Here is a 17,437-nt window from a genome sequence, read left to right on the forward strand (position 1 = left end):
TTTCTTGATTTAGTTATTGATAATTTTTAAACAGAATTTCTATCTTTCAAGAGAAACTTGATAAAAATCATAAATTTTTGCTTCCAATGAATCCCAAAGATCTTTAGGAATATCGTTTTCTTCTGCAAACATTCCAAGCTGGCTAGCCAAGCCTCTCGCCTTAGAGAGTTTAGAATCATATGAATCTGAATTATTCATTTTTGAACATTAAACTTTATCAAAATAAATCTAATAACTAGATAAGTCAAATTTTAAAACTCTAAATCAGAAATTTCTTTTAGCGCAGCAAAACTTAAAACTTCTGGATTTGAGTTATTGATAAGTACATCATCTTCAATTCTTATCCCAATGCCTTTCCATTTATCATCAATATTGGGTTGTCCATCAGGAACCGGAATCCTATCACTAATATAAATACCAGGTTCTACAGTAAGAATCATTCCATTCTGTAATGGCACTTCATAGTCTCCCATTCTGTATGCCCCAACATCATGAACATCCAAACCAAGCCAATGTCCAGTTCTGTGCATGTAAAGATGTTTATATGATTGACTCTCAATTATTTGCTCAGTACTACCGGACAACAAACCGATTTCTCTTAATCCTTCTATTAAAATCTTTAAAGCAACATTGTGCACATTACTAGAATTTGATCCAGTTATGGCACTTTTAATTGCACTTTTCTGGGCACTCAATACGATTTCATAAATAATTTTTTGCTCTTTAGAAAACTTCCCACCTATAGGAATAGTCCTAGTTATGTCTCCATTGTAATAATCAGTTAATGAACAGCCAGCATCTACCAACAATAAATCACCCTTCTTCAAAGGGGAGTCATTTGAAGTGTAGTGCAAAATACAGGCATTATCTCCAGAAGCAACAATAGAGTTATAGGCAGGGCCTCTAGCACCTTTTTCTAAGAAATATCCCTCTAGCAGACCCTGAACTTGTCTTTCATTTTTCTTAGAGGAGATAGATTCTCTTACTAACTCATGGGCTTCAGCTGAAATTTGTATAGCTTCTCTCATTCTTTTAATTTCAAATTCACTTTTAATTAATCTCATTTCATTTAAATAAATTTCTGGAGATTTTATAGAATTTGCACCAATTCCCAATCTTGATCGATTTTCAAGTTGTTGAGTAAATACCTCAAGAACTATTTTCTCAATTAATGGATGCTTACCAATTGAAAAAACAAGTTCATCAGAACCATTTATATAGCCTGGGAGTAGGTCTCTGAATTCGTTTATTGAGTGAGCCTTATCAGCTTTAAACTCTTTTTCAGCGCCCTCTAAACCCCATCTAAAGCCATGCCACACTTCGCTGATTACATCTTTAGGGGCAACAAACAAAATAAATCTCTCTCCTTTAGGCTTATGAGATAAGAAAAGAGCAATCGCATCAGGCTCATCAAAACCAGTTAAATACCAAAAATTACTATCTTGTCTAAAAGGATATTCACAATCTGCATGATGCTTCACAAGCTTAGCTCCTGGGATAATAGCAGCCTTACCCCCTAATCTTTCTAGGAAAATTTCCCTTCTTTCTTCAAAAACTTTATTATTGGACTTAATCATGAATTAGGTATTGGCGAGTTTTAAAAAAAAATGGAAGAATAAATCAAAACAGATTTATTCTTTAATTTATCTTAATGGAACCAAGTGTTTACGTTTTAATTTTACTAATTTTTACTATTTTAATTGGGTCAGCATGTTGTTCGGGAGTAGAAGCTGCTTTTTTAGCTGTAAATTCAATTAGAATTTTGGAAATAGCCTCAAAACAGAAGCCTAAAAGTTCTGCGAATCAACTTCTTAAACTTAGGAAACATCTTGGGAGGACATTAACTGTAATTACAATCACTAATAATGGATTTAACATAATTGGAAGTCTTATTTTAGGTGTATACGGAGCGTTAGTTATTAAAAGTAGTTATGGCTTAACCCTTTTTTCAATTGCTTTTTATGTACTTGTTGTTTTAGTTGGAGAAGTACTACCCAAAGCTCTTGGCACGAGATTTTCAGTACAAATAGCATTAACATCAGTTCCAATCCTGCGTGTATTAAATACTTTAATGAGGCCATTTCTAGTGTTAATCGAGCAAATATTTCCAGTTATTACTGCGGAAAATGAAATTTCAACTGATGAAGAAGAAATTAGACAAATGGCAAAAATTGGAAGTCAAAAAGGTTTGATAGAGGCTGATGAGGCTGCAATGATATTTAAGGTTTTTCAATTAAATGATTTAAAAGCCAAAGATTTAATGATCCCTAGGGTATCAGCACCATGTCTTGATGGATCTTCAAATCTTGATGAAATTTCAAAACTTATAATGTCAGACAACTCACCATGGTGGGTTATTTTGGGAGATAAAGTTGACAAAATCCAAGGGGTAGTCAAACGTGAAAATATGTTAGAGGAACTAATTAATGGGGAAAATAAAATATTACTATCAGAAATTTGCGAACCTGTGGACTACATTCCCGAAATGATCAAGGCAGATCAATTATTAACAAGATTTGACAAGAATCATAAAGGAGTGAAAGTAGTAGTAGATGAATTTGGTGGTTTTGTGGGGATTATTAGTGCAGAAGCTGTGTTATCTGTATTAGCTGGTTGGTGGAAAAAATAAATTATGGAACAATTTAAAATTAATAAAAATTATTTACTTTTAAAAAATTGGTGGGAGGCTTTAGATCTTACCAATTATGAAAAAAGTTTTTTTAATAGAGAAATAATTTCTTTTAATCAACAACTTTTTAGGCTCAAAGAAAATAAAATTACAATTGGTGCATATGGTAAATCAGGCGTAGGTAAATCTTCTGTTTTAAATTCTTTATTAAAGAAAAACATATTTAAAACAAATATTATTAACGGTTCTACAAGTGAAATACAGGCTGAAGAATGGGACCTGAAAGGTCAAGCGCTCAAAAGTATAGAGTTACTAGATTCGCCAGGATTTGATTTCTGCGATATTAAATTCCCAGATAAAATCTACTCTCGAATAAATCAATCAGATCTTATTTTATTTGTAGTTGCAGGAGATATTAATAGAAACGAAGTAAGCGAAATTAGCTCATTTATTAAAGATGGGAAAAAAATTATTTTAATTTTAAATAAAATCGATCTTTTTAAACAAAAAGGATTAAAAGAAATAATAGAAAATATAAAGTTAAAGCTGCCCAGTGATTTAAATATTCCAATTATTATTAATCATGAAAACAATCTTACAAACTACATAACAAAAATAATCAATCAATATGGAAAGACATTATTAACATTAAATTCTCTCCAGTTAGCTGACAAGTTGTTTCTAAAAATAAAGGAACAAAGACTACAAAAAAGGCGTAAATTAGCTCAGTCAACTATTGGTAAATTTTCGACCATAAAGGCATCGGCAGTAGCTCTTAATCCCTTTTTTTTGATTGATGTTGCTGGTAGTTTTGCTCTAGATACTGCATTAATAAGGGAATTAAGTAAAGTTTATGGCTTAAATTTAAAGAGTGAATCTACGAGAAAAATATTCCAAAATATATCTATCAACAACTTATTTTTGGGATTCACTCAAGTTAGTATCAATGCATCTTTCAACATTATCAAGAAAGTAATTTTATTTTCAGCACCTTTTACTAACGGACTATCATTAATACCATATGGACCAATCGCAATTATTCAGGCAGCAATCGCAGTGCATTCTACAAAAAATCTTGGAAAATTAGCAGCTAAAGAGATATTCATAAGAAGCAAATCTTCTTATGTAGAGCCTTCTATTATGATCCAAAATATATCTTTTAAAGAACCAGATATTTTTAACCACATTAATATTTATTTATCAAAAAGGAACTTAAATAAAAATTTTGTGAGTTTACTTCCTTAACATGGGAAAAAATGTCGCATTATTTGGTACCAGTGCAGATCCACCTACAATTGGTCATAAAAAAATACTTGAAGAATTATCCAAAATTTATGCTTTTACGGTTAGTTATGTAAGCAACAACCCAAACAAAAATCACAAAGTGGATATCTCTATTCGTAGCCATTTATTAAAAACTCTTATTGAAGATTTAGATAATCCTAAAATTTTATTTAATCAAAGTGTTAGTAGCCAATGGGCAGTAGAGTCAATTAAAAAATGTAAAAGAATTTATAAATTTAATAATTTAGATTTTGTTATTGGGAGTGATTTAATCAAAGATATTTTCCGTTGGAAAAATTTTGATAAAATCATAAATGAGGCAAGTTTTTTTATAATTTTGAGAGACGGATATCCTGTTGAAACAAAAACTCTTAAAATGTTAGAAACTTATAAAGTGAAATTTAAGATTTCAACCATAAAAATCCCAAAAATTTCAAGTTCTAAGTTCAGGTCAAATTTTAATTATTCTAATTTACCAACTTCATTAATAGATCTTGTTAAAAAGAATAATTTATATGAATCCACTAAATTAGTTGAATGAAGTTCTTACTTGCTCAAATTAATCCAATTGTTGGAGATTTAGAGGGCAATGCAAAAAAAATACTTTATATTGCTTCGAAAGCTAGCTCAATTTCTGCTGATTTTGTTCTTACTCCAGAATTATCATTATGGGGATATCCTGCAAATGACTTACTTTTTAAAAAAAATTTAATCAAAAATCAATACCAAATTCTTGATCAATTAGCTTTAGATATTAATAAAAAATATGGTAACTTAAGCATCTCAGTCGGAATAGCTGAGAAGGTTAATGATTCTTTTTTCCCTAATCTTTATAATTCTATTGCATTGGTTGAGGGCGGTGAATGGAAAATAATTGCTCGGAAAATTATTCTTCCCACTTATGAAGTATTTGATGAGAAAAGATACTTTAGATCAGAAGAAAAAGTTTCTGTATTTACAAAAGAAATAAAGAATAAAACTTGGCGACTTGGCTTTACTATATGTGAGGATTTATGGGTCAACAATGATATAGAAGGTAGAGGAATCCATAGAAAAAATCCCATTATTGATTTAAAGAAAAAAAAAGTTGATATTTTAGTAAATTTATCAGCCTCCCCATATACTCTGAAAAAGTTAGAGTTAAGATCCAAGGTTTCCAGTTTTGCTGCACAATATCTTCAAGTACCGCTGATTTATGTCAACCAGATTGGAGCAAATGATAATTTAATTTTTGATGGAAATAGTTTTATTCTTGATAAGAATGGATCTAAAATTAAGCAATTAAAATCTTTCTCGGAAGATTTCTCCAGCTGGGAAATTGAGCAAACAAAACCTGAAAAAAATGAATTTAAAAACTCCGAAATGTCATCAATTTTTGATGCATTAGTCCTTGGTGTTAAAGATTATGCAAAAAAATGTGGATTTAAAACAGCTTTAGTTGGTTTAAGTGGTGGTATTGATTCAGCACTTGTCTCAGCAATTGCTACAGCGGCTCTAGGAAGTGATAATGTTTATTGCGTTTCAATGCCCTCTAAGTGGAGCTCATCTCATTCAAAGAGTGATGCAAAAGATTTAACAAGAAGATTAAAGATAAGTTTCAAGAGCATTCCAATTGAAAACTTGATGACCTCTTTTGAAGAATCATTTATAAAAACCATATCTTTCGAGATGGCTGAAATAACAAATCAAAATATTCAATCAAGGATCCGAGGAACACTTCTGATGGCTTTAGCAAATCAAGAAAAGCATTTGTTACTCTCAACAGGCAATAAATCAGAACTAGCCGTAGGATATTGCACACTTTATGGTGATATGAATGGGGGACTATCTGTAATTGGGGATTTATATAAAACTAATGTCTTTAAATTATGCAATTGGCTCGATAGTGAAGATTCAATTAATAGTAGAAAGTTATATATGTTAGATACTAGTGTAGATATAATTGGAGAAAATATACGTACAAAAGCTCCAAGTGCTGAATTAGGGCCTAATCAATTAGATACTGATTCTCTACCGCCTTACTCTATTTTAGATAAAATTCTTAAAGGAATTATTGAAGAGAAAAAAGATTTACAACAATTAGAAGAAGATGGTTATAAAAAAGATTTAATTTTAAAAATCATCTCACTCATAAAAAAAGCCGAATTTAAAAGAAAGCAGGCTCCTCCAATCCTAAAACTAAGCAGTCAATCATTTGGAAGTGACTGGAGAGTTCCCATAGCAATATCTTATTAATCACTATAAGGACACTCTTGGATTTTTTTTAAAGGCCGTTTAACTGAATCAATATTGATACCTTTTTTGATAGCAAGAATTATGCCTGCAGCTTCTAAATAATTTTCAACTTCAAAAAGATTGGGATAATTATAAAACTCATTTGTCACTTTTAATGTATTTTGATTTTTTACAGAGATAATATTTAAACCTTTTTCAATCCCTGCTAGTACTGCTTCTCCTCCCAATGCACCATTAGGAACAACAATCGATTCAATCTGATCAGGGTATAGTGAGATTGATTCATTTTTAGCGGGCAGTTCAACAATATCAGGTGCATTGCTTAATCCAATCAGTACAGATGGTAAAAAAGTGTATCCTATTTCTTCTGCAGCGGCACGAGGATCTAAATTTTCATTCAATTCAATTAGATTTAAAGCAGGTGCGTGAGCACAGGGAACTTTTAAAAATTTGCTTATTAAATGACTTATAACTGCTTCTACTCCAGCAATAGGATCAACCCCTTTCCCCTCTCGATAGATATTTGTTTCTAAAGAATCTGGATCATCTGGAAATTTTGCCACAATTGCAATTGCCGTAACTCCTTTTTCTATTAAAAATTTTCCAGCATCAATTAGAGTATCAGGATTTTCAATTGTGCCACCACTGATTTTTGAAGAATCAGAATCAATAACTATGTTTAATGGCTTTCTTGTAATCACATAAGAATGAACATTAATTCCTAAAGTAGAAACACATGCATCAGCAACTTGTAAATGCCTCACTAATATTTCTTTTTCAATGGCTGAATCGAAAATTATCCCAATTTTCTGTTGCTTTACCCTTTTTAAAGCGATTTCTCCTTTAGCAAGTCGGTCTAAACTATAACCCTCAACATAAAAAATATTTTTATCTTTTTCAGAAAGATTACCACCATTCATAACATTTGGATGAGTAATTAAACATCCACTTGCCGATGCTAATAATTTGGCGGTTGGAAGTGCATCTCCAGCAAAACCTCCTACCTCACAACCAATACCAGTTGGAATTATGAATATTGTTGGTGAATTTTCCATTATTTAAGAATATTTCAATTTATATTTCTTAATTAGCTAAGACAGCTTTAATTTTAAGTTTTTTTGTTCCAAAAGAGTCAATAGAATTTTGAATATCAACAATTGACCATCGAATTAAATCACCTTTTTTTTCTAAATTTGCAATGATGAATTCCCTTAAATTTTTTACTTTTATTGAAGCTGGCCAATCTAAGTAGTAATCAACTGAACTTAATTTCATTTTTGATATTTACCAAATTGATCATTATATAAATCATCTTCTACTTCTTTACCAATAACAATATTCAAATCAGACTTGGGATATGCCACACATAAAAGTGCAAAGCCCTTTTCCCTCAAATCATCATTTAATCCCATAGCATCATCTTGATCTACAGATCCTTCCAATATCATGGATGCACAATCTGTACAAACTCCTGAACAACAACTACTTGGTAAATCTATTCCATTCATTCTTGCCGCTGAAATAATATCTTGATCTTCAGAACATAAAAAACTAAAAGTCTTTTGCTCAAATTGAACTTTGATATTGTATTCAGGCATATCCTAAATCTTATTGCTAAACTGCAGAACCTCCTACAACCTCTAATATTTCTTGAGTAATAGCTGCTTGCCTAGCTTTGTTATAGGTTAGATTCAAAGTACTTGCTAATTCTTTAGCATTATCACTCGCATTATTCATAGCAGTCATCCTGCAAGCAAGTTCTGAAGCTGCTGACTCTTGAAGAGCTCTTAGTACCTGATTCTGTAAATATAATGGTAATAAGGAATCTAATAGTTGATCAGGACTTTGTTCAAAAACAATATCTGATGGCAACTTCTCTGAATCACTTTTTTCCATATTTGATTTTTCAACAAGTAACTTACTATCTTTTGTAGTTAACCTAAAAATTTCATCGTTTTCCTCAGCAATTCCTTGAGGGTCAAGTGGCAATAGTGTTTGAACGACAGGAGCGCAGCTGACTAGAGTAATGAATTTCGTATAAATAATTTCCACCCTATCAGAATTTTCTGATAGAAATTCAGCTAAAATTTCATTTGTTACTCCTTCAGAGTCCTTGACTGTGGGTACCTGTTCTAGTTCTTTGAAAGTACTTTTAATTACATATCTATCCTTTCTATTTTGAAAATATCCAATAGCTTTCTTCCCTACTAAAATTAAATTTGGCTGATACCCTTGTTTGACTAATTCTGCGTATCTTATTTCTACCTTTTTTATTATATTTGTATTGTAACCACCGCATAAACCTCTATCCGCAGTTATACAAACCAAAGTGATACTCTTTACTTCTCTCTTGGATAATAGAGGAGAGTCGACAGCCTCAAATTGAACTTTAGATTGGATATTTTCTAAGACCCGTGCAAGTTTATCTGCAAAAGGTCTACTCTTAAGAACTTGATCTTGAGCTCTCCTAACTTTTGCAGCTGCAACAAGTCTCATGGCCTCCGTTATTTTTCTTGTATTTTTTACGGAAACGATTCGATCTCTAATTTCTTTAAGATTTGCCATGGTATCTCCTTATATAAATTTAAACTGTGGCAAGCATTGATGATTTAACTTCATTTATCACCTCTTTTAGTGTTGCTTCTAATCCATCATTTAATTTCTTTTCTTTAAGAATTTCTTCTATAAATTCTGATTTATTTAACTTTAGGTATTCCCTAAGTTCAGTTGCAAATTTAGTAACATCTTCAACAGGTACCTCATCAATAAGACCTTTAACTCCTGCATAAACTACTGCAACTTGTTCTGCTAGGTTAAGCGGGGAGAATTGAGGTTGCTTTAATAACTCTCTTAGTCTTTTACCTCTTTCAAGTTGTTGCTGAGTTGCTTCATCAAGATCGGATGCAAATTGAGAAAAAGCAGCTAGTTCATCAAACTGTGCGAGTTCTAATTTTAAAGTTCCTGCAATTTTTTTAATTGCTTTTGTCTGAGCGGCACCTCCAACACGGCTAACAGAAATACCTACATTAATAGCGGGTCTTAATCCTGAGTTAAATAAATCTGCACTCAAGAATATTTGTCCATCTGTAATTGAAATAACGTTAGTTGGGATGTAAGCCGAAACGTCCCCTGCCTGAGTTTCAATAATTGGAAGAGCTGTCATAGAGCCTCCTCCCATAGCATCAGAAAGTTTTGCTGCTCTCTCTAGTAATCTACTGTGTAAATAGAACACGTCTCCAGGATAAGCTTCTCTTCCTGGTGGTCTTTTTAAAAGGAGAGACATTTGTCTGTAAGCCTGAGCTTGTTTTGTTAGATCATCATAAATAACGAGTGTTGCTTTACCCTGATACATAAAATGTTCGGCAATTGCTGCACCGGTATAAGGTGCTAAGTACTGTAAAGCAGCAGGTTCAGAAGCTCCTGCACTAACTACGACTGTATAATCTAGTGCTCCTCTCTCTCTTAATACCTCTACGATGTTTGCTACTGATGCTGACTTCTGACCAATAGCTACGTAAACACAAACTACATCTTGGCCTTTTTGGTTGATTATCGTATCGATAGCAATAGCAGATTTTCCAGTTTGTCTATCACCAATAATTAATTCTCTTTGACCTCTTCCAACAGGAATCATTGCATCAATAGATGTAATACCTGTTTGCATTGGTTCATGCACTGATCTTCTCTTGATTATTCCAGGAGCCATTTCTTCAATTAATCTATTATCACTCGTAGGAATTTCACCTTTCCCATCAATTGGTTGACCTAGAGGATTAACAACTCTCCCCTGCATTGCTTCACCAACTGGAACAGATGCGATTTTACCTGTGGACTTAACGTTACTTCCTTCTTGGACACCAAGTGCCTCTCCCATTAAAACAGCTCCAACATTATCATCTTCTAGATTTAAAGCTATACCCTCGGTACCATCTTCAAATTCCAATAACTCACCTGCCATGACCTGATCTAAGCCATATATTCTTGCAATGCCATCACCGATTTGCAGAACAGTTCCTACATTGCTAACACTTACAGATTGGTCATAATCAGTTATTTGTTGTTTTAAGATTGAACTGATTTCATCAGGGCGTATAGATACCATGGATTTAAGAATTTAAGGTTGATTTAAAAGTTACTTGGAAAGGGATAAGCCAAGTTTTCTAATTTGTGAAGCAAGGGAAGCATCAATTACTTTTGATCCTACACTGGCGACGAAACCACCAATAAGAGATGGGTCGATTTTAGTTACAAGTTCTAATTTTTCTGTTCCAGCAATATTGATGATCTTTTTGGTAATTAAACCTTTCTGTTCATCAGTAAGCTCGACTGCAGAAGTAACAGTTGCCAAAGCAATATTACTATTTTCTCGGTAAATCTCTAAAAACCTATCAAGAATTGAAGTGAGGATTCCAATTCTTTGCCTATCGGCCAATAATTTCAAGAAATTTAGTAAAGAAGAATTAACCTTATTTGAAAAAATTTCAATAATGATTTTCTTCTTAGCATCTGTCTCTAAAATGGGAGAGGATAATGCCTTCTCCAATTCAGGGGAATCATTTATTAATTCCAAAAGTTGTTTAACCTCAGAAACCATCTCTTCAGTTTGCGAATTTTCATTCACAACTTGAAGTAATGCCTCTGCGTATGGTGTAGTAACTGAATTTAATAGTGGCATTAGTTCACCTCAATATTGTTAATTGATTGAGTTACCAAATTTTCTTGTGTTGTTTTATCAAGTCGATTTGGGAGAGATTCTAAAGCTTTCTTAATTGCCAGTTCAACAGCTTCTTTTCGTAGTTGAGAAATTGCTCTGGATGCTTCAGAGCTCTCATCAGAAATTGCACTTTGTTTAATTCGTGCCATCTCCTCTATCGCTTTTTTCTCACTTTCCATTCTGATTGATTCAGATCTTTTAAGAGAATCTGCTTTTATTTGAGAAGCTTTTTCTTCTGCTGAAGATAAATCTTTCTTCGCCTTTTCTAAAGCTTGAGTTGCATTTAGGAGTCGATCTTCAGCATCTTTTAATTCAAGAAGGATTCCTTCTCTCCTTTTTTGAAGCATTTTACCTAAGAAACCAGGCAAAAATTTATAAAGACCGAAAACCACTACAGCCCAATTAAGGATATTAGTTTCGAATAAATTGAAGTTCAATCCAAAACCTTCTGTAGCTAAAAGAGTTAAATTCATTTTTCTAGAATCAATCTATTAACAATAAGTTTGCTTAGATCATCAGCCTGTTTAGAAAGTTGATCACGAGCAGCGGACGTCTGACTTTCAATTTCTAGTCTTGCCTTTTCTTTTGAAGCATTTGCTTCATTATTAGCAAGTTCTAGTGCTTCTTTATAAAGCTTGTCAGACTCATTCTCTGCTTCGCTCACAATTCGTTGGGCTTCTGTACGTGCACTTTGAAGCTGAGTTAATAAATCAGCTTCTAATTTTTTAACCTCAGAAAGTTTATTTTTGGCCTCAATAATATTATTACTTACAAACTTTTCTCTTTTTTCTACAACATTGCCAACAGGCTTAAAAAAGAGAGAATTTAATATGTAAGTAAGTGCAACTACTTGTATTGCCATTAGTGGCAAAGTGGCATTTATATCAAATAATCCACCTTCTGAAGCACCAAAAAAATTAAAGGCCAACATATGATTCAGTTGAAGTTAAAAAATTAAATTTAAATATTGCTAATAAGGAGTTAGAAGCAATATTAACTTTTAGGAAAAAGGATTCGCAAAAAGTAGTACCAAAGCCACAACTAATCCGTAAATTGTTAATGACTCCATGAAAGCGAAAGACAAAAGAAGAGTTCCTCTGATTTTACCTTCAGCTTCTGGCTGACGGGCAATACCCTCAACAGCACCTTGAGCTGCGTTACCTTGTCCAAGACCTGGGCCAATAGCACCTAGACCAACTGCTAAACCAGCAGCTACAACTGATGCAGCGGAAGTAATCGAATCCATAATTTTGAAATAAAGAGCTTAATACTTGTGATAATCTTTGTTGTCATACACGCTTGGACATCCTTTGTTTTAAGAATGGGTCTGATATTTTCAGACCTACGCGATTAGATATTTTGCCAGATTACAGACCCTTTGTAAAAGCGTCTGAATGTATCGGAAAACAGCTAATGATGTTCTTCAACAGCTTCTCCAATGTAGTAGGCCGCTAAAGTTGCAAAAATCAATGCCTGAATTGCACTGGTAAATAATCCTAGGAACATAACAGGTATTGGAAGAATTAGCGGAACTAAAAAGACTAGAACACCAACAACAAGTTCATCAGCCAAAATATTTCCAAATAACCTGAAAGAGAGTGATAAAGGTTTCGTAAAGTCCTCTAGAATTTTGAAAGGAAGCATAATAGGAGTTGGGTGAACATAGTATTCGAAGTATCTCCAACCCTTATTGCTTAAACCAGCATAGAAATAAGAAAGTGAAACCAATAAAGCCAAGGCTATAGTTGTATTGATATCTGCAGTAGGTGCTCCTAATTCTCCACTTGGTAACTTAATCAATCTCCAAGGAATTAAAGCCCCTCCCCAATTACTAACAAAGACGAATAAAAATAAAGTCCCTATAAATGGCATCCAATCTCTATAAACTTTTTCACCTATTTGCGTCCTAGCAAGATCTCTAATGTAATCCCAGAGGAACTCAAGCAGGTTTTGAAGGCCTTTAGGATCATTTTCCATTTTTTTAGTTCCTAAAGAAATAAAAACTAATAACGCTCCTAATAAAATCCAAGATGTTAAAAATACCTGCCCATGAAGTCTGATATTTCCAATTTGCCAATAAAGATGTTGACCAACTTCTAGTGCTGCAAAATTTGTTAGCAAGGAATTAAAAAACATTTTTTTGAATAAAAAAATTTACTTAAGAACGTGAAAAATAGAGAATGAGTGAAGGCTTATAAATGAAAAACCCTATCATCGCAGGAAAAATATCCAATGATCCTAGCTTGCTCGCAAAAATAAAGAGGCAAACTGGAACTAATAGTTGCAATTTTGATACACCTGATGATTCTTTACCAAGTTTCCCTATACTTTTGGCAAGCAAACGTAGGTAAAAAATGCCGGCAATTGCACCTATAAAAATACTAAAACCAAAAGTAAAGCCTAGAAAAATTCCAGTTATTGATGCTAATAAAATAGAAACAATAAAAGTAATTCCAAAAATTGTTAATTGCAATTTTGTGTATTCATCATTTTGAGAAAGCAATTTATCTATTTGATTAGCACTAACAGATTTACTTTCTTTGATGATCGAATTATCTAGGGAATGAGGAAATTGAACATTCTCATTAGAAGGATGCTCAAGTTTTTTTCTATTTGAGTCCACTGATGTGAACATAGTTTAGAAACCCTCTCTGAATGGATTGTATTAAGTATATAAACTCAGGGAATCTATCACGGAGAGGTGCCTTTTAGCTAGTTTTTTTCTATAAAAAATTAATTCTTAAGATTTATGATGCATTTATAGACCAATTTTTACTTTATTATTCAAAAATAAAAACTATAAAAAAGTTTTTTTTATTAATTGCCTAAACACTTTAAAAAGTTAATAAAGACTTGGCAAAATCTCAATTAAACGTCTCAATAGTACATACTCATTTAAAAAAATTTGGAGATAAGGCAAGAAAAAATAAAATATAAAAGAATTTCTAAAAGAAAAAAAACCCATAATCCTTTTAAAGAAAGTAATCAAAGGAACGTAATAGAGTCTTTTTTTCCTTTACCTTGGACAATATGGCCTTATGAGGCAAAAATTTTAATATTAATTATTGGAATTTGGTCAATATTTGGAATATGCATTCTAGGATCTTCAAGTTGGTGGGTGGCTAGCAGAGAAATGGGAAACTGGGCTTATTTCTTGAAAAAACAAATTATTTGGACAATTCCAGGCATTGGTCTGTTTTATTGCGTTCTGAATACGAAAATTAGAAATCTTTTAAAGTTTTCAAGAATTATTTTTTATATTTTATTTTTTTTGATTTTTCTAACGAATATTACTGGTATTACGGTAAATGGCTCTTCAAGATGGTTAGAACTAGGGAACTTACGTCTGCAACCATCTGAATTAATAAAACCTTTTCTAATTCTTGAAGCTTCTAACCTTTTTGCTCATTGGAATCTTATAAAGAATGATAAAAAATTAATTTCAATATTCTCCTTTGGTTTGTTAATTTTATTAATACTCAAGCAACCTAATTTAAGTACTGCATCTTTAACTGGAATTCTTTTTTGGGTAATGGGTTTATGCGGAGGCGTAAAACTTAGCTCTCTTTTTTCATTTGCTTCATTAGGGTTCTTTACTGGATGTTTTAGCATCCTAAATAACGAATATCAAAAACTTAGAGTTACTTCATTTATTAATCCTTGGGCAGACCAACAGGAAAGTGGATTTCAATTGGTTCAGAGTTTATTAGCAATAGGTTCAGGTGGTCTGTTTGGCCAAGGTTTTGGACTGTCTATACAAAAATTACAGTATCTACCTTTCATGTACACAGATTTTATTTTTGCCATTTTTGCTGAAGAATTTGGTTTGTTAGGGTGTACTTTATTCTTAGGTTTTTTAGCAATATTCTCTTATATAAGCCTAAGAATAAGTATTAAGTGCAGGAACAACTATACAAAATTAGTTGCTATCGGATGTGGCGTATTGTTAACAGGTCAATCAATAATGCATATTGCTGTAACAACAGGTTCAATGCCTACTACAGGCTTACCACTACCCTTCATTAGTTATGGTGGCAATTCATTAATGGCGTCTTTTTTTATTGCAGGTATGTTACTGAGATGTTCATTAGAATCAACAGGATTCATAGGTCTTATTAGTACACGAAAGACTCTTAATTAGTTAGAATTTAAAAGATTAAATTTCAGCTATCGAATCATTTAATTTAGTTATTTCAGAATTATCTCAAAAGGGTAATCTGCTTATGCAGAATGGTCTTAATAGTCCTGGTCCATTTACTATATTTTTGGTTTTCAGTGCAGGACTTTTAACAAGTCTTGGGCCATGTTCATTATCATTAATGCCAGTGACTATTGCTTACATCGGCGGAACAGAGAAAAATAAATTTAAACTTATTAGTTTTTCAGGAGGTGTAGTTTTTTCGCTTGTTGCACTGGGGGCTGCGAGTGGATTCTTAGGTAAAATATATGGGCAAATTCCATCTTATTACACTTCATTTGTTGCCCTAATAGCAATAATAATGGGTTTAAATTTATTAGGAATTCTAAAGTTTCAGTTTCCGAATGGACCTGATATAAAAATATTTGAAGATAAAATACCAACATTTATAACGCCTTTTGCCATAGGGACTACTTTTGGATTAGCCTCTTCGCCATGCATAACTCCAGTTTTAGCAACTCTTTTGGCTTGGGTATCGCAAGCTAAAAACCCGATAATCTCAATTATTTTTTTATTTTTCTTTGGTATAGGCCAAGTAACCCCATTAATCATTGCAGGAGCTACAGCAGAAAACTTAAAGCAATTTTTAGCTCTTAGAAAATTTAGTCAAATAATTCCTACTTTAAGTGGGATATTTTTAGTTTCCCTAGGGTTATTAAATTTATTTTCAAATTGGATTTAAATGATTATTTTTAAGAATCTAATTTTAAAAATATCAAGTTTAAGATTCTCTATATCGCTGATAATCTTCATTGCTATTGCCTCTGGAATAGGTACTTTTATACCTCAAGGTAGTAATGGTAAATTCTATATTGATAATTTCGATAGTGCTCCCATTTTTGGATTTTTAGATGGAGAAAAAGTCTTAAAACTTCAATTGGATCATATATACACAAGCTTTTGGTTTTTATTTACATTAATTCTTCTTTGCATTTCTCTTGCAGCTTGTAGTTTCAGGAGACAAATTCCTTCATTAAAAGCTTCATTGAAATGGATTGAATATAAGAGCGAGAAAAAGTTTAGCAAACTGCAACTAAGTACAAGTCATCCAATCAATCAAGATGGAGAACATATATCAAAAGTAGATTTATTACTTAAAAAAAAAGGATGGAAAACATACAAATTTAATAGTCATATTTCTGCAAGAAAGGGGTTAATTGGAAAAATCGGTCCTTTAGTTGTACATATCGGATTAATAATCTTACTTATAGGTTCAGCATATGGAAGTTTTACAAGTCAATCAAAAGAACAATATTTACTGCCTGGAGAAACTTTAGATCTTATTAATGAGAGCACAAACTCAAAAGCCAATATAAAATTAGTCGATTTCTTTATAGAACGTGAAAGTGATGGTGTGCCCAAACAGTTTATTTCAAAATTAAATTTTTCTTCCGAAGATCTAAATTTAAATGAAATAAAAACAACCAAAGTTAATCACCCAATAAGGTTTAAAGGATTAACTATTTATCAAGCAGATTGGGCAATATCAAATGTTGTTTTAGAAATAGATAATATCCTTTATCAATTACAATTAAAGGAGATTCCAGAAATTGGTAATCAACTTTGGGGAGTTTTAGTTGAATTAGGATCGGATACTAAAAAAAATTTTCTTTTGACAATAGATAATGAAAATGGTCCACTTAAAATTTCGAATATAGAAAATTTTTCCGGGAATAATCTCTATATCAATGACGATCCTTTAGAAGTTAACTCTTCAAAAGTATCTCTGAAAAAAATAATCCCCAGCAGTGGATTAATAATTAAAAATGATCCATCAATACCATTTATTTACTTTTCTTTTATCTTAATAATTTTTGGAACAATAATAAGTCTTATACCAACTAACCAATTATGGATACTGGTAAATAAAGAATCACAAAAGTTATCTATTGGAGGCCTTAGTAATAAAAATCTAGTTGGTTTTAAAAAAGAATTTTTTAAATTATCAGACGAAATAAAAAATTTTTAATTTCTTTTCTGCCCACTAAAAATATCTAACTGCATAGAGACATTCCCTCTGGGGTTAAATGCAGCATTTAAATGTATCCAATGAGGTGAACCTTCATTCACTAAATCATCCATAATTCTATTTACAACTTCCTCATGTGATATTTTTATATCTCTATAGTTGTTAATATAAAGCTTTAAAGACTTCAACTCATAAACTTTCAAATTAGGTTGATAAATGATATTTAGCTCTGCAAAATCTGGATAACCAGAAAAGGGGCACTTACATGTAAATTCAGGTAACTGAATAGAAATTTCATAAATTCTTTTCTTATTTGGATTATCGAAACAAATTATTTTTGATTCTTCAATAATTCTCTCACCATATAAAGGTCTTTGTGTCGAATCATCTAATTTAGCTTTACTCATT

Annotated in this window: 21 protein-coding genes; 7 read left to right on the plus strand and 14 right to left on the minus strand. The window is 32.0% G+C overall.

Annotated features, from left to right (window positions below; all coding sequences use genetic code 11):
* Window positions 1-39: 39 nt before the first annotated feature.
* Together HA140_RS07935 and HA140_RS07940 are read right to left on the minus strand one after the other, a co-directional pair.
* Window positions 40-198 carry a hypothetical protein gene (locus HA140_RS07935; RefSeq protein ID WP_209040583.1) on the minus strand — a complete coding sequence of 53 codons (159 nt, stop codon included), beginning with the start codon at window positions 196-198 and terminating at the stop codon, window positions 40-42.
* A gap of 53 nt (window positions 199-251) precedes the next feature.
* Window positions 252-1,577 carry an aminopeptidase P N-terminal domain-containing protein gene (locus HA140_RS07940; protein ID WP_209040584.1) on the minus strand — a complete coding sequence of 442 codons (1,326 nt, stop codon included), beginning with the start codon at window positions 1,575-1,577 and terminating at the stop codon, window positions 252-254.
* Window positions 1,578-1,651: 74 nt separating this feature from the next.
* Here HA140_RS07940 and HA140_RS07945 point away from each other — a divergent pair, with 74 nt between their 5' ends.
* The 4 genes from HA140_RS07945 to HA140_RS07960 are packed head-to-tail and all read left to right on the plus strand — an operon-like array spanning window position 1,652 to window position 6,148.
* Window positions 1,652-2,629 (plus strand): CNNM domain-containing protein, encoded by a 978-nt coding sequence (locus tag HA140_RS07945; protein WP_209040585.1) that lies wholly within the window; start codon window positions 1,652-1,654, stop codon window positions 2,627-2,629.
* A gap of 3 nt (window positions 2,630-2,632) precedes the next feature.
* On the plus strand, window positions 2,633-3,874 hold the full coding sequence (locus HA140_RS07950) for a GTP-binding protein (protein ID WP_209040586.1): 1,242 nt from the start codon (window positions 2,633-2,635) through the stop codon (window positions 3,872-3,874).
* 1 nt (window position 3,875) lies between these two features.
* Window positions 3,876-4,454, plus strand: a complete 579-nt coding sequence (locus HA140_RS07955) for a nicotinate-nucleotide adenylyltransferase (RefSeq protein WP_209040587.1) — start codon at window positions 3,876-3,878, stop codon at window positions 4,452-4,454.
* Window positions 4,451-6,148, plus strand: a complete 1,698-nt coding sequence (locus HA140_RS07960) for an NAD+ synthase (protein WP_209040588.1) — start codon at window positions 4,451-4,453, stop codon at window positions 6,146-6,148. Before HA140_RS07955 ends, HA140_RS07960 begins: the two co-directional genes overlap by 4 nt.
* Here HA140_RS07960 and HA140_RS07965 read toward each other — a convergent pair.
* The 11 genes from HA140_RS07965 to HA140_RS08015 all read right to left on the minus strand — a co-directional run bounded on the left by HA140_RS07965 (window position 6,145) and on the right by HA140_RS08015 (window position 13,497).
* A complete protein-coding gene (locus HA140_RS07965; protein ID WP_209040589.1) occupies window positions 6,145-7,203 on the minus strand; it encodes a DUF3326 domain-containing protein in 1,059 nt (352 codons plus the stop codon). The genes HA140_RS07960 and HA140_RS07965 overlap by 4 nt on opposite strands.
* Before the next feature lie 28 nt (window positions 7,204-7,231).
* Window positions 7,232-7,423: a hypothetical protein gene (locus tag HA140_RS07970; protein WP_075536929.1), complete on the minus strand. Its 192-nt coding sequence runs from the start codon at window positions 7,421-7,423 to the stop codon at window positions 7,232-7,234.
* Window positions 7,420-7,746 carry a 2Fe-2S iron-sulfur cluster-binding protein gene (locus HA140_RS07975; protein WP_209040590.1) on the minus strand — a complete coding sequence of 109 codons (327 nt, stop codon included), beginning with the start codon at window positions 7,744-7,746 and terminating at the stop codon, window positions 7,420-7,422. The genes HA140_RS07970 and HA140_RS07975 overlap by 4 nt, the downstream gene beginning before the upstream one ends.
* Window positions 7,747-7,762: 16 nt before the next feature.
* Window positions 7,763-8,713: a F0F1 ATP synthase subunit gamma gene (locus HA140_RS07980; protein WP_209040591.1), complete on the minus strand. Its 951-nt coding sequence runs from the start codon at window positions 8,711-8,713 to the stop codon at window positions 7,763-7,765.
* Window positions 8,714-8,732: 19 nt separating this feature from the next.
* The gene (gene atpA / locus HA140_RS07985; RefSeq protein ID WP_209040592.1) at window positions 8,733-10,250 is read right to left on the minus strand and encodes a F0F1 ATP synthase subunit alpha; all 1,518 of its coding nucleotides are present in this window, start codon (window positions 10,248-10,250) and stop codon (window positions 8,733-8,735) included.
* A 30-nt stretch (window positions 10,251-10,280) separates the two neighbouring features.
* Complete coding sequence (atpH, locus tag HA140_RS07990) at window positions 10,281-10,823, minus strand: ATP synthase F1 subunit delta (RefSeq protein ID WP_025930851.1); 543 nt, start codon at window positions 10,821-10,823, stop codon at window positions 10,281-10,283.
* Entirely contained in the window at window positions 10,823-11,335 is a 513-nt protein-coding gene (locus tag HA140_RS07995; RefSeq protein ID WP_079297723.1) for a F0F1 ATP synthase subunit B, read from the minus strand. Before HA140_RS07995 ends, atpH begins: the two co-directional genes overlap by 1 nt.
* The gene (locus tag HA140_RS08000; RefSeq protein WP_209040593.1) at window positions 11,332-11,793 is read right to left on the minus strand and encodes a F0F1 ATP synthase subunit B'; all 462 of its coding nucleotides are present in this window, start codon (window positions 11,791-11,793) and stop codon (window positions 11,332-11,334) included. The genes HA140_RS07995 and HA140_RS08000 overlap by 4 nt, the downstream gene beginning before the upstream one ends.
* 69 nt (window positions 11,794-11,862) lie before the next feature.
* Entirely contained in the window at window positions 11,863-12,108 is a 246-nt protein-coding gene (atpE, locus tag HA140_RS08005; protein WP_002805169.1) for an ATP synthase F0 subunit C, read from the minus strand.
* 164 nt (window positions 12,109-12,272) lie between these two features.
* Window positions 12,273-12,998, minus strand: coding sequence for a F0F1 ATP synthase subunit A (atpB, locus tag HA140_RS08010; RefSeq protein WP_011863567.1), 726 nt, complete (start codon window positions 12,996-12,998; stop codon window positions 12,273-12,275).
* A gap of 22 nt (window positions 12,999-13,020) precedes the next feature.
* Complete coding sequence (locus HA140_RS08015) at window positions 13,021-13,497, minus strand: hypothetical protein (protein ID WP_209040594.1); 477 nt, start codon at window positions 13,495-13,497, stop codon at window positions 13,021-13,023.
* Window positions 13,498-13,767: 270 nt separating this feature from the next.
* On the opposite strand from HA140_RS08015, the gene HA140_RS08020 reads away from it, so the two are divergent.
* The 3 genes from HA140_RS08020 (at window position 13,768) to HA140_RS08030 (ending at window position 17,029) form a co-directional block, all read left to right on the plus strand.
* The gene (locus HA140_RS08020) at window positions 13,768-15,003 is read left to right on the plus strand and encodes an FtsW/RodA/SpoVE family cell cycle protein (protein ID WP_209040595.1); all 1,236 of its coding nucleotides are present in this window, start codon (window positions 13,768-13,770) and stop codon (window positions 15,001-15,003) included.
* An 82-nt stretch (window positions 15,004-15,085) separates the two neighbouring features.
* Entirely contained in the window at window positions 15,086-15,742 is a 657-nt protein-coding gene (locus HA140_RS08025) for a cytochrome c biogenesis protein CcdA (protein ID WP_209040596.1), read from the plus strand.
* Window positions 15,743-17,029 (plus strand): cytochrome c biogenesis protein ResB, encoded by a 1,287-nt coding sequence (locus tag HA140_RS08030; protein ID WP_209040597.1) that lies wholly within the window; start codon window positions 15,743-15,745, stop codon window positions 17,027-17,029.
* On the opposite strand, the gene queF is transcribed toward HA140_RS08030, so the two are convergent.
* Window positions 17,026-17,436, minus strand: a complete 411-nt coding sequence (gene queF / locus HA140_RS08035) for a preQ(1) synthase (protein WP_209040598.1) — start codon at window positions 17,434-17,436, stop codon at window positions 17,026-17,028. The two genes, HA140_RS08030 and queF, sit on opposite strands and share 4 nt — an antisense overlap.
* Window position 17,437: the final 1 nt, after the last annotated feature.

The organism is Prochlorococcus marinus CUG1417 (assembly GCF_017695975.1).
Taxonomy (GTDB): Bacteria; Cyanobacteriota; Cyanobacteriia; order PCC-6307; family Cyanobiaceae; genus Prochlorococcus_A; species Prochlorococcus_A marinus_AG.

Excerpts from the sequence above, each read along its gene's own strand:
- queF (WP_209040598.1), bottom strand. The coding sequence starts at position 17,436 with ATGAGTAAAGCTAAATTAGATGATTCGACACAAAGACCTTTATATGGT.
- atpE (WP_002805169.1), bottom strand. The coding sequence starts at position 12,108 with ATGGATTCGATTACTTCCGCTGCATCAGTTGTAGCTGCTGGTTTAGCA.
- HA140_RS07975 (WP_209040590.1), bottom strand. The coding sequence starts at position 7,746 with ATGCCTGAATACAATATCAAAGTTCAATTTGAGCAAAAGACTTTTAGT.
- HA140_RS07955 (WP_209040587.1), top strand. The coding sequence starts at position 3,876 with ATGGGAAAAAATGTCGCATTATTTGGTACCAGTGCAGATCCACCTACA.
- HA140_RS08030 (WP_209040597.1), top strand. The coding sequence starts at position 15,743 with ATGATTATTTTTAAGAATCTAATTTTAAAAATATCAAGTTTAAGATTC.
- HA140_RS07960 (WP_209040588.1), top strand. The coding sequence starts at position 4,451 with ATGAAGTTCTTACTTGCTCAAATTAATCCAATTGTTGGAGATTTAGAG.
- HA140_RS07965 (WP_209040589.1), bottom strand. The coding sequence starts at position 7,203 with ATGGAAAATTCACCAACAATATTCATAATTCCAACTGGTATTGGTTGT.
- HA140_RS07995 (WP_079297723.1), bottom strand. The coding sequence starts at position 11,335 with ATGAATTTAACTCTTTTAGCTACAGAAGGTTTTGGATTGAACTTCAAT.
- atpB (WP_011863567.1), bottom strand. The coding sequence starts at position 12,998 with ATGTTTTTTAATTCCTTGCTAACAAATTTTGCAGCACTAGAAGTTGGT.
- atpH (WP_025930851.1), bottom strand. The coding sequence starts at position 10,823 with ATGCCACTATTAAATTCAGTTACTACACCATACGCAGAGGCATTACTT.
- atpA (WP_209040592.1), bottom strand. The coding sequence starts at position 10,250 with ATGGTATCTATACGCCCTGATGAAATCAGTTCAATCTTAAAACAACAA.
- HA140_RS08025 (WP_209040596.1), top strand. The coding sequence starts at position 15,086 with ATGCAGAATGGTCTTAATAGTCCTGGTCCATTTACTATATTTTTGGTT.
- HA140_RS07980 (WP_209040591.1), bottom strand. The coding sequence starts at position 8,713 with ATGGCAAATCTTAAAGAAATTAGAGATCGAATCGTTTCCGTAAAAAAT.
- HA140_RS08000 (WP_209040593.1), bottom strand. The coding sequence starts at position 11,793 with ATGTTGGCCTTTAATTTTTTTGGTGCTTCAGAAGGTGGATTATTTGAT.
- HA140_RS07940 (WP_209040584.1), bottom strand. The coding sequence starts at position 1,577 with ATGATTAAGTCCAATAATAAAGTTTTTGAAGAAAGAAGGGAAATTTTC.
- HA140_RS07970 (WP_075536929.1), bottom strand. The coding sequence starts at position 7,423 with ATGAAATTAAGTTCAGTTGATTACTACTTAGATTGGCCAGCTTCAATA.
- HA140_RS08015 (WP_209040594.1), bottom strand. The coding sequence starts at position 13,497 with ATGTTCACATCAGTGGACTCAAATAGAAAAAAACTTGAGCATCCTTCT.
- HA140_RS07935 (WP_209040583.1), bottom strand. The coding sequence starts at position 198 with ATGAATAATTCAGATTCATATGATTCTAAACTCTCTAAGGCGAGAGGC.
- HA140_RS07945 (WP_209040585.1), top strand. The coding sequence starts at position 1,652 with ATGGAACCAAGTGTTTACGTTTTAATTTTACTAATTTTTACTATTTTA.
- HA140_RS07950 (WP_209040586.1), top strand. The coding sequence starts at position 2,633 with ATGGAACAATTTAAAATTAATAAAAATTATTTACTTTTAAAAAATTGG.